Below are 10,887 nucleotides of genomic sequence, written 5' to 3' on the forward strand. Positions count from 1 at the left end.
TCAAGAATGGTTAGTTGACGGCCTGAGACTCAGTGATCGTCAGCCCCACCTGCGAATTGCGGACCTCGGTCAGGTGACCGGTCTCCCCACCGCCGCCGGCCACCTGCCAGTCGACCGCCCAGGTCGCGGTCGCGGACACCTTGAACTTCCCGCCCGCTGAGTCGGAGGTCTGCTTGTAGACGTGGCCGCAGTCCGGCGACTGCTTCATCCCGAACGACTTCCGGTACCCCGTTCCCGGACCGTTACAGGTCACCGACGTCCCGTCGCCCATGTTCCAGACGATTGACTTCACCTTCGCCGTCGCGGTCACTGTTACCCCGCCGGCCGTCGCCGTCGCTGAGTTGGGGCCGTACGTGTTCGGCGACTGGCCCACTGCCATCCACACGGGCATCCCCACCAAGCCCTTGCCTCCCGGCTTCGGGTTGATGTCGATATCCGGACCGACGAGCTTCATCGAGTCGACCGCCTGACGGGCCACCACCTCCGGATCGATTGCCGGCGCACCCGGGGCGTTTCCGTCCGGGATCCACACCACGCCGATCCGACCAGTACCCGGGCACATGACCTGGTACGCGGCACCCTTACCCCCGCGCTTCTTGCCATCCTGCATTGCGAGGTTCTCGGCAGGCGGCTGTGGAACCATCTTGGTGTAGATGCACTTTGGGGCAGCGGACCCCTTCCCGCCGCCCTTGGCAGCCGCGCTCTGGGAGTCCGACTTGCCCGGAGCGCGGACAGGGTCACTCGCACACACAGTCACGTCCGGCGCTGCCCCGCGGCAACCGGGATCGTTGCCCACCGCCGGACCGCCGTCGGCGTGCGCCGCACTCGAGGAGACCACCAGCACGCCTATTGTGGCCGCCGCCGCTCGCCTCAGCATTCCTGGTTCCCGTGCGGGAGGTAGGAGGTGACGATCCACCCGTCCTTCCACTTCTCCAGCTTCGCTGTCGCCCGGTAGCGCTGCGGCTGTGCCGACGGCATCGGGATCTCTTTGTCGGCCTTGGTGTCCCACGTCTTCCACTGCGACAGGTCCACGCAGTCACTGACGCTGGCCGAGGGTGGCTTGGCACCGGTCTGGATCGTCGCGGTCGTGCCCAGGTGCCCCAGCGTCCCCTTCACGACCGTGCCCGCCTTCTTCATGTCGAGCATCGCCAGCCGGAACTGCCCCAAGGCGTCCAAGGTGGCGTACTTCTGGAGCTCGGTTCCCTCCTCGGAGGCCTTCCCATACGCCTTCAGGCGTTCACTCTGCATGTGCTGATAGGCGGACAGCACCGCCTTCTTCTCGGCTGCTTGCGGGTTGGATGATTTTGAAGGTTGTACTTTCTCGGCGTTGGTCGGCTTGCTGGACGGCTTGGACCCGTCGGATTTCGAATCAGAACTGCAGGCAGCGAGGGCGAAGACGGAACAGCCCACAAGTGCCGTGCCGATAAGTCGATTTCGACTGCGAAGTAGGTTGTTTTTGGCCTTTGCCGTTGGCGTCATCACGCCTCCCCGTTCTCCTCGTCCGCTGTGCCGGTGACCTGTGGTGTATCGCGCTGGGTGATGGTGTGGTCGTGCTGCGCGAGACGGGTGTGGTTGCCGTGCACATGCACACGTTACGCATATTCACCCCAACAGCGCAGCCAGTAAAGGCAGTTCACAAGCTGCGAACGCGTCAATACCGCCCAACGGGACACACCGGTCCTTTCGGTATAGGGCGGTCCCGTGGCGCGGTCAGTTCTTCACGTCGCCCGTGTAGGTGACGTCCTCTCCGTACGGATCGACCACTTCGATACTGACCGGACCATCAATCTGTTTTCCGGGAATGGTGAAGTGCACGGTCACGGTGGCCATCCGCTGGGGCGCGATCCAGGCGAGCGATGGCAGATTGGACAGGTTCTCCTCGAAGTCGCCCTCGGCGAGCTCCGCTCCGGCGTAAACCTTCAGGTTGGCCTCCGGGCGGTTGCCAAGAAGGGTGTCGTCAAAGTTGTTGAAGAAGCTCAGGTCGACCGCGTAGCGCTTGCCCTGGGCGGTGGCGCCGGCGGTGCGGGGCTGGCCGATGCGGAGCCAGGGCGAGTCCTCCTCCCAGTCGCCGAACTTCAGCTCTTTGGTGGTGTCGGGCTGAACGTGAGAGGTGTCGACGGGGCGGGCCGGGGCGCCTGGGATCGCGCCCTCGAAGTAGGTGGGGTCGTCGCCCTCGATGGTGAAGGTCAGGGGTTGTCCGGCGGTATCGGCTGGGACCGCGTAGCCGACTGTGGTGGTGTACGTGCCGCCGGGGCGAACTCGGATCGGGTGAGATTCGATGTCGGGGAACGCGAGGCCCTTGATGCCGGTGTCGGTGAACGCGGCTGCTGTGCGGCCTTGGGGGCCGTAGCGGGCGGTGACGTCGAGAGAGCCGTGCAGCTCCGCGATTCCGCTGTCGGTATTGGTGAAGGTGACCTTGGTGGTCAGCGCTCGCCAGCCGTCGGGGATCGAGGAAGCTTTCACGCTCGGCTTGGCCGAGGAGAGTGCACTGACACTGACCGTCCAGGAGTCACTCTGTCCCTCCTCCCTGAACGGGAAGGACGAGCCAAGGCGCACCATGCCCTCCGGCAGGTCCGGGGCGGAGGGCGGTGTGGACTTGGGGTCGGTGGAAGGCCTCTCGGCTGCTGCTTGGCTCGAGTCCTCGGCCCTGTCCTGGGGCCCGGAACAGCCCGACAGCAGGGCTGCCGCGGTCACCAGAACGGCCCACTGGCGCTTTCTCTTCACGTGAACTCCCCTGTGGTCATATGGCGTTGGGATTGCGCCATCGGTGATCCACAGTGGGTGCTCGGGGCCTGACGGTGCGTGTGCGCCAGCGCCTGAATCAGATCCTCGAGGCGGCCGGTGCCGTCGGTCTGGGCGAGCCATCCGTCCAGGAGGTCCTGCGGGACGCTGCGGGCCAGGCGCTGGTACTGCGCGGGGCAGTGCTCGCGTTCGCTGAGCCAGCCGAGATGGCGGGTATGGGCACGCAGCGCGATCAGCTCGGTGAGGAGCGGGGACGGCAGCGGGACTGTGTCCACTACGGGTGCGCAGGCGTGCCCTCGAGGCGACGGGGCCGGTGTGGGTGGCGAGGGAACGCGCCGGAGAAGGGCGCGCCGTACATCATGCACGGGAACCTCCGGTCGGGGCGAGGAAGACGTCAGTCGGGGCTGCGTCACCGGACAGTGGGGTCATGACCGGAGCGAAGGGTCCCTTGTCCTGCAGGAGCTGCAGAGTGGTGACTCCGGCGCTGAGCTGGCCGACGCGCGGGTCCGCGGCTGCGAGGGCGCGCAGGTCCTGGATCCGGTTGGCCAGAACCCTGTCGGAGGCTCCGGTCAGCACGATGAGCAGGCGGGGGAAGGCCGGGTAGTGGTCGCGCCAGGCCTCGCGGGTGGAACGCCGGCCGCGGCCACCGGCCGCGGGGACGTAGCTCTGGTAGCGGGCGTACGCGGAGAGCTTGGCGGCTAGCCGGGTGGTCTGCATGGTGGCGCGGTCGACCTCGATGAAGAAGCTGAGCATCCGCCGGCGCCCGTCCTCGGCGGCATGGGTGTAGCGCAGCACGGCGTCCGGAATCATGAACGCGTCGTCAACACCGCGCGATTCACCGTTGCGGATACGGTGCGCGATCTCGGGCTCCCAGTCCAGCGGCGAGCACTCATCCCCGAGGCGGCGCGCCCAGCCGGCGAACGCGACGCCCGTGTCGACCACTGTGAGGGTGTGCTCCTGCAGCTGGGAGGCCGCGGTCTGCGGGCTGATGCGGTAGCCGCGCCGCGGGATCGTCGGGTCGTAGGCGACTGCTTCGGCGCCGCGCGCGGTGATGTACCACAGCAGCTCCGGGTTCCCCATACGCGAAGTACGCCGGGCGGTGGCGTCGACGAGCCCGATGCGGCGCAGCTCCTTGAGCTGCTGGCGCAGGTAGACGGGACGGCGGGCGTGGGGGGTGAATAGCCGGTGCAGCTGACTGGTCGCGATCAGGCGGTGCTGATACAGCGCTGGCAGCAGGTCCTGCGCCAGGCGGGACAGGCCCGTGGGGCGCGGCGGGGCGGTCGGTGTGATGGGGGTGTCCAAAGACATTAGGCAACCTCACTGGAGCTGGCGTCGGGCCAGCAGTCGTCGGGGGTTTCCGGTTTGCGCGGCGCGGGGCGGCGGCCGAGTTCGGCGAGGATCCGGTCGTCCAGGGAGGGCCTGCGCCCGTCGTCGCTGCCGTCCAGCTCGGTCAGGACGGTGCGCAGCGGGCGGCGCCGCAGCGTGGTGTCCATGGCCTTCTCCAGATCGGGCAGGCGCTCGGGGTGGTGGTAGTCGGCGAGGACCTCGTGGACGGGGACGCCAGCGACCTGGAACGTGGGCGTGGGCCTGCCGCCCAGGGTGGCGCGTACGGCGTAGTGCCACTTCGGCTGCTCGGTCAGCGTCATCGTGTCGGCGCCGGGCAGGCGTTTGGCGAGGAATGTAGCCTCGTCGGTGTCGGCGGCTGCGGCCGTGAGGAGGCTCTGGTTCTGCATGAGCGCGAGCCGGGTCTCCTCCGAGAGCCGCATCGCCATCTGTGTCATCGCCATGAGCCGGACTTCGTACTTGCGTAGCTGCTCGAGGATCGCGGCGATGTAGCCGCGGGCGGCGCCGTCGATCGCCTTGAGCTCGTCGGCGAACGCGAACAGCGTGGCCATCTCCGGGTCGGTGCCCTCGCGGGAATGCCCGGCACGGAACAGGTCGAACAGCAGCAGGCTCGTGATGATCTGGTCGCCGCTGCCGGTCCCGGAACATCGCAGCAGCACGATCTGCCGCTCGTCCATCGCCTTGCGTACGTCGTAGGTGGAGCGCGGCTGGCCGAGGAAGGCGCGCAGGGAGGTGGAGGTGGCGAGCTGCTCGATGGTCTGGGTGACCACCGGCACCGCGCTGCCCTCGTACTTGGGGAACGTGGTGCGCCAGAACTGCGAGAGCGGCAAAGGCAGTTGGGTGAGCACGCGCTCGCGCCACTCTTCGTCCGTCAAAAGGCGGGGGATGGTGAACAGGGTGGGCTGCAGGTCCGGGCGCCCGCGCTGGCACATGCGGTGGGCGAGGTGGGCGAGGATCTCCACGGTGTGCGAGAGGATCGCGCGTGCGCGCGGTGCGCCGTCGCCCCAGCCTTGTGCGGCGGCGAGCCCGGCGACCACGGCGCCGATGACGTCCTGGATCTCCTCTTCGGCGCGGCCCTCCATCGACAGCGGATTCCACGCGGCGACCATCGCCCGCGGCTTCTTCACGCTCAGGTCGATCAGCTGCACGCGGCCGATGACCGCCGGGTGCGTCAGATACGGCAGCGCCCGCTTGATCGCCGCGCCGTGCGGGTCGAGGAACCACGATCCGAACCCGCCGTAGGAGAGCGTGATGGCCTGCAGCAGCGCCAGCTCGCTCTTGCCGAACCCGGACTTGCCGAACGACGCACCGAACAGCACCTCGGCCTGCGGCAGGCACGCGAGCCGAGTACGCCCGTCGGCTTCGGTGACCCGGCCCAGCGGCACCACGCCGGGCTGCCCGGTCCAGGTGGGCAGTGCGCGCGGCGCCGGGGCGAGGGTGCCGCCGGTGCGCACCACGTTCTGCGCCGTGCAGTGGACGGTCGCCGGTCGCAGCAGCGCCGCCAACTCCTCCGATGTGACCCACTGTCGGCGCGCCGGGGCGAACTCGCCTGTGGCGTAGCGGCGATCGAAGCTGCGGCGGCGCCACCAGATACTGCTGTACGGCCGCCACCCCGTACGGCGAGGACCGACCGGCCGCCACCAGTTCTCCCCGGACCAGGCATCCATGACAGCCATCACCTGGTGCAGGCGGGCCTGCGCCCGTGCCGGGTGCGTCCCGGTCACCCGCACCAGCACCTGCACCGCGAAGACTCGCGCATCCGTGGTCGGCAGGAACTTGCCCACCCCGTCGGCCAGGTCCTTCTGCCGCGGCAAAGGTTTGGAGGAGCTGGTCGAGGACAGCGGCTTGCCGCCGTTGAGCCCTTCGACCAGCGCCGACATCAACGACGATCCGCCACCGCGTCGGCTCGAGCCGAGCGATTCGCCGTATGCGGACGGTCCGCGCTGCTCGGCGCGGCGGACCAGGCGGCGCCGCCACGCGGCTACCCGCCAGCTCGCCACCGGCACCACGTCGACGACCAGCTCGGCATGCTCCCCGCGCTCGGCATCAATCTGCCCACACGCGTCCGCGAGGACCTGCAGCGGGTCCGGGTCCAGCGCGGCCGGGGTGAGACGCTTGTGGTCGGGGCGCGCCAGGACCAGCTCGGCGCGCGCCACATACAAGGTGGCGGGCTCGGCGGGAGCCGCCTGTCCGCTGCCCTTGACCAGGGACACGCGCTTGGGAGCTGCTGCGGGCCGGGGCAGGGGAGAAGCTCCCTCGAACGCGATGCGCTCTACCGGGTCGCGGCTGCGACGGCCTTGATGGCTGCGGACCTGGACGTTCGGCAGGGAAGGCAGCCGCATCAGCGCGGCCGACGTCGCCGGACCTTCCATTCGCAGCGACAGCTGCCCCTGCCCGTCGCTGCCATGCCGTAGCCGTATCCCCTGCGCGCGTCGCGGCGTCCACTCGGTGGTCTGCGAGGCGCGGGCCAGACGCGCCGCGTGCGGGGTCATGTCCGGTGCGGACGGATCAAATCCCTGGGACGGCACCAGCTCGACGACCGCCCGTTCCGTAAGCAGCCGGCGTGCCCTCCACCGCCACAAGAGCGAGCCCGCGCCCGCCAACAGAGCGCCGACCCCGCCGACCCAGCCCAGCCACCAGGCCACATCGCACAGCAGTTGCGCCCACGGCACGTCATCGGGAACGACGAACGAGAATACGGAGGAGACGATGTCGCCCATCATCAGCTGCTTTGCGATAGGCGAAACCGAGGCGTGCGCAGCCCCTCCCGCTCCGCCTTTGCGAGGGCGAACACGCGGTGTGCTGCCGATCGCCACAGGCGTCGTACGGCCAGGCCGCCGAGCCCCATCACCAGGAAGGGCACCCACGGCCAGCCGCGATGCTCCGCCGCCGCCTGTGCCGCGGAATCCCCTATGAGCGGCAGATTCTTCAGATCGCCACCCCACCACCAGCCGTGCACGCAGCCCAGGGCGAAGATGACTGCGGCCAGCCAGCCGCACCATTCCACCAGCAGGACTACGGCCGCATCCCGCGGCGACTGGGTACTCCGTGTGGACTTCACCGGCACTCCCGTCAGGATCCGGGCGGCCGTGTGCCGCCCGTCTGATTCCCCAAGGAGTGCCGGGGGGTAAAACGTGACCGTACTGTCGTGAAGAATTCAGGCTGGCCAGGACGTCCGGGTTCGAGGCCTCCTACCGCCGAGACCTTGGGCCATGTTCACCACGGCAACGGACAAGGTTCTTCCCAACCCGCACCCGACCGAGGAACAGACGGGGTCAGTGCACGGCGTTCAGAACAAGGGCAGCAGCGAGTAGGAGGAGCGCCGTTGCCAGATAGGAGATGGACCGGGCGATGAGTTGGTATTTCCGGGTGGCGAGAATCGACAGTGCGACGAGCTGAGCACAGTCGGCATCGGGTGTCGCAGTAGCGAGGTGGGCGCGCAAGGCCTCCGGCTGTCCCGCGTACTGGGCGAAGAAGGCGAAGTAGCCGCCGCTGTGCGGGTTGTTCACGCCCTCTGGTCGGATGCACCGCAGAAGGTGGAAGAGGCTGGTGGCCAGGCAGGCGAGCCCGCTCCAGGCCAGCCACTCGATTCCGTTCCACAGTGCGAAGAGCCCAGATGGGCGGGTGGCGAAGGACGCGAGGATCGCGGCCGTGACGGCGGAGACCAGCGCGAAGAGCATGCCTGCCTTCTGGTCGGTTCGGGCCAGTTCCGCCCGTACGTCGGTGAGCGCGGTCCGCGCCGGGTGGTCAGGCCGCACGTTCGACTCCGTCGTCCGCCGGGCCGGCCTCCTCAGTGAGGCGTCCTGAGATCCCCTTGTAGTTCCGCACGGCTTCCACGATGACGTGGTGCCCGGTGCGGAACTCGGACGCCCGCGGGCCCATATGGACGAACAGGGACTGCCGGTTGCCCAGTTGGTCCACGACATCGACGAAGCCGAATCCCTTGTGGGGAAGGACCCGATGAACGGTGCCGTGTACCAGGTGGCCCTCCTGGACGGCGCAGGCGGCGACGGGACGGGAGCCGTCCGGGGTGATGGGGGAGTGTGGCGCGAAGCGCACGGTGCGGCCCTCCGCGAGATTGTCTCCGTTCGCCACGAACCGGCGGTCGATGTAGTAGTCCCCGTCGGCGGGGGTCGTGATGAAACCCTGCCCTCGTGTGGTGTCCCAGCGCCTGACCACGCCCTCGCGCAGTTCATCGAGGGGCGTTGACGACTGGGCGGCGATGCTGCCTGGCCCGTCCTTGCCCGGTTGCCCGAGCGGGGTGGCACCGGGGCGCTCGCTGATCTGGTCGACGGTCTCGTTGCGGGCGCCGAACGGACTGGTGTGCCAGATGACCTCGCGATAGCGGACGGGCTTGGCGAACCCTTTGACCTTCACCCGCCATTCGTCGGAGAGATAGTCGTCCGAGGTGAAGCCGTGGACTCGGCCGATCTTGCTGGAGACCCGTGTCATGATCGCAGCGGCGACGGTGGCGCTGTCGACCCAGATGGCCTGCGGGTTGCCAGAGGCGCAGAGTCTGGCCGCAAGGTCGACCACGGACCCGACGTAGTCGAGTCCGCCTGACGGCGCCTCGTACTCCACGACCCTGCCGGTGGCAATGCCGACACTGGCCAGGCAGTCGGCGACGATTAGGTCGGCGTTCTCGCTGTGGAGCATTTCCTGGATCTGGATGGCCGCGCAGATGGCCTCGGCCGCGTGGTCGCCGTCGAAGACGGCGAGGATGCCGTCGCCGAGGTACTTCACGACGGTGCCGCCGTGTTCCGCGGTCGCGGTGGTGGCGATGTCGAGGAACGTGCCGAGGGTCGGCAGCCAGCCAACCTCCCCCACCTTGCTCTTCATCTCCGTGGAGCCGGCCAGGTCAGCGAACAGGATGACCTTGGTGGGACGTTCCGTGCTGCGCAGGGCTTCCATGAGGGTGATCTGATCGGATGTCATGAGCTCGCCTTCGTGTTGGATCGATGGTTTTGCCGGGACCGGCGGCGGATGCCGCAAAGGCCGGGCCCGTCAGCGGTCTGCGGAGGGAGGGCGCGGATGGGTGTCTGTGTCGAACGGCGGCGCCTGGTCAGTCCAGCGCATGGCGATGGTCGTGTAGTTGATGGTGTCGCCCGCCTTCCACTGCTTGAAGGCCGCGGCGGCGACGGTGACGCTGCCCAGGGGCATGCCGGTGCTGCGGTCGAAGACGTAGTGGACTTCGAGGGGACCCGGGTCTGCCCCGTACGGCGAAGGCATGGCAATGCCGTATCCGGTACGGCCGTCGTGGTCCTCGACCGTGCCCAGGGAGCGCACGCCTGGCTCGTCGGCCAGTAGCCGGTAGGCCGCTGCGCGCAGTCGGGGCGGCGATGGCATGCTGAACGCGATCTGCCGGGCAGTGTCGACGACGAGTTCGTGCAGCGCCTTGGGCGGGGCGTCGTAGTCCTCGTCGATCATTACGAGTAGCTGGTCGGCCAGCGTGTGCGCGTTCGTGGACAGCCCGCGCAGTTCGCGGACGCTGATGTCGCCGGAGGGCATCTCTTCACTCCCGCCGCCTGGCGCGTCGCGCTGGATGACGCCCTGGCCCTTGTAGTGAACGATGTCTTTCGGTACGGACCTGGGCGTGTGGTGGCTCTCCTTCGCGTTCTCCCGCTCGGCGCGGGCCTTGGTGGCGGGGTCGGTCAGGTCGAAGGTGTGCGGGGAACCGTCTGCCTTCCAGGCGGCCTCGTCCGACTCTGTGGCTGGCCGTGCGCCCAGGTCGGTGTGCTCGGTCCACCGTTTGTCGGCGTCAGCGGCGAGCCACGTGCGGGTGACCCACCGCTGGTCGATGACGTAGTTCTTGCCGGGGATCTGTGTGAGGTATCCGCGGTGCTCCACCTGGTACCAGTAGTCGCCCTTCAGCTGGGGCTGCCTGTCGAGGGCGTTCGCGCCGGCCAGCAGCAACTCCCGGCCGGAGAAGACCTGTTGCGCGGGCTCGTGCGTAGGACCCAAGTTGGTCGTTGTCACGACGAGCGCCGCTACGGTGGCCACGGCCGCGAGGCCCAGCCCCCACACCGGTCGCAGTCGCCGTCGCAGCCGCGCCATCGGGGACCGTGTTTCGGATGACGTGGGCGCGGCGGCCATGGCGGCCGTGAGTTCGATGGTCCGGACGGTGTCGTCCACGGGCGAGTCCGGGGCCAGGTGTGCGGGGCGTGCGGCGGCGAGGCGCTGCAGAATGTCGTCTGCCATGACGTCAGGCCTCCTCTCGTACGAACACGGCACTAGGCGGCGTAGAAGCAGGGCCAGGCGCTGGAGAAGCGTGGCTGTCATCGAGCGCCCGGTTGAGCCGGCCGCGGGCACGGTGCAAGCGGACCCGCATAGCTGCCGCCGTGCAGCCGACGACCTTGGCCGCCTCGGCCGGGCTGAGCCCGTCCCAGGCGGCCAGCATGAGTACTTCACGGTCGGCCTCGGACACCGTCGTGAGCGCGCGTAGCAGCGCAAGCCGGTCGGTCACGTCGTCGGCGACATCCCCTTCGGCGTGTTCTGTCCAGGAGCGCAGCTCAGCCGCGAGCGAGGCGCGTCGCACCTCGGCGCGAGCGCTGTCGCGCACCACGTTGCGGGCGACCCCGAGCAGCCAGGGCAGCGCCGGGTCCGGCACATCCGACAGACGACGCCAGGCGATCGTGAACGTCTCACTGACCACCTCGTCGGCAATCTGCCGGCCTGCCCGGCTGACCGCGTACGCCCATACCCGCTGCCGACACGCGTCGTACATCGCGGTGAAGCGGCTAGTTGCATCGGCCACCGCCCGCACCTCCGTCCCCTCCGGGTGCTTCCTGTCATCAGGTATTG

At 68.8% G+C, this 10,887-nt stretch carries 11 protein-coding genes; all 11 read right to left on the minus strand.

Translation table 11 applies throughout. The annotated features are described in order from the left end of the window. Positions 1-10: 10 nt before the first annotated feature. A complete protein-coding gene (locus tag OG574_RS47625; protein ID WP_326771293.1) occupies positions 11-844 on the minus strand; it encodes an ATP/GTP-binding protein in 834 nt (277 codons plus the stop codon). A 26-nt stretch (positions 845-870) separates the two neighbouring features. Beyond that, on the minus strand, positions 871-1,482 hold the full coding sequence (locus OG574_RS47630; protein ID WP_326771292.1) for a hypothetical protein: 612 nt from the start codon (positions 1,480-1,482) through the stop codon (positions 871-873). Between the two features lie 228 nt (positions 1,483-1,710). Next, positions 1,711-2,724 (minus strand): hypothetical protein, encoded by a 1,014-nt coding sequence (locus OG574_RS47635; protein ID WP_326771291.1) that lies wholly within the window; start codon positions 2,722-2,724, stop codon positions 1,711-1,713. Further along, entirely contained in the window at positions 2,721-3,017 is a 297-nt protein-coding gene (locus OG574_RS47640) for a hypothetical protein (protein WP_326771290.1), read from the minus strand. Before OG574_RS47640 ends, OG574_RS47635 begins: the two co-directional genes overlap by 4 nt. Positions 3,018-3,099: 82 nt before the next feature. Continuing rightward, positions 3,100-4,044, minus strand: coding sequence for a replication-relaxation family protein (locus tag OG574_RS47645; protein WP_326771289.1), 945 nt, complete (start codon positions 4,042-4,044; stop codon positions 3,100-3,102). Between the two features lie 5 nt (positions 4,045-4,049). Next, on the minus strand, positions 4,050-6,809 hold the full coding sequence (locus OG574_RS47650) for a hypothetical protein (RefSeq protein WP_326771288.1): 2,760 nt from the start codon (positions 6,807-6,809) through the stop codon (positions 4,050-4,052). Beyond that, positions 6,809-7,147 carry a hypothetical protein gene (locus OG574_RS47655; protein WP_326771287.1) on the minus strand — a complete coding sequence of 113 codons (339 nt, stop codon included), beginning with the start codon at positions 7,145-7,147 and terminating at the stop codon, positions 6,809-6,811. Before OG574_RS47655 ends, OG574_RS47650 begins: the two co-directional genes overlap by 1 nt. A 214-nt stretch (positions 7,148-7,361) precedes the next feature. Continuing rightward, complete coding sequence (locus tag OG574_RS47660) at positions 7,362-7,844, minus strand: Pycsar system effector family protein (RefSeq protein ID WP_326771286.1); 483 nt, start codon at positions 7,842-7,844, stop codon at positions 7,362-7,364. Continuing rightward, entirely contained in the window at positions 7,834-9,021 is a 1,188-nt protein-coding gene (locus OG574_RS47665; protein ID WP_326771285.1) for an adenylate/guanylate cyclase domain-containing protein, read from the minus strand. The genes OG574_RS47660 and OG574_RS47665 overlap by 11 nt, the downstream gene beginning before the upstream one ends. Before the next feature lie 69 nt (positions 9,022-9,090). Next, on the minus strand, positions 9,091-10,284 hold the full coding sequence (locus OG574_RS47670) for a CU044_5270 family protein (protein ID WP_326771284.1): 1,194 nt from the start codon (positions 10,282-10,284) through the stop codon (positions 9,091-9,093). Between the two features lie 4 nt (positions 10,285-10,288). Continuing rightward, the gene (locus OG574_RS47675; protein WP_326771283.1) at positions 10,289-10,840 is read right to left on the minus strand and encodes an RNA polymerase sigma factor; all 552 of its coding nucleotides are present in this window, start codon (positions 10,838-10,840) and stop codon (positions 10,289-10,291) included. Positions 10,841-10,887: the final 47 nt, after the last annotated feature.

Origin of the sequence: Streptomyces sp. NBC_01445 (genome assembly GCF_035918235.1) — a bacterium.
GTDB lineage: Bacteria > Actinomycetota > Actinomycetes > Streptomycetales > Streptomycetaceae > Streptomyces.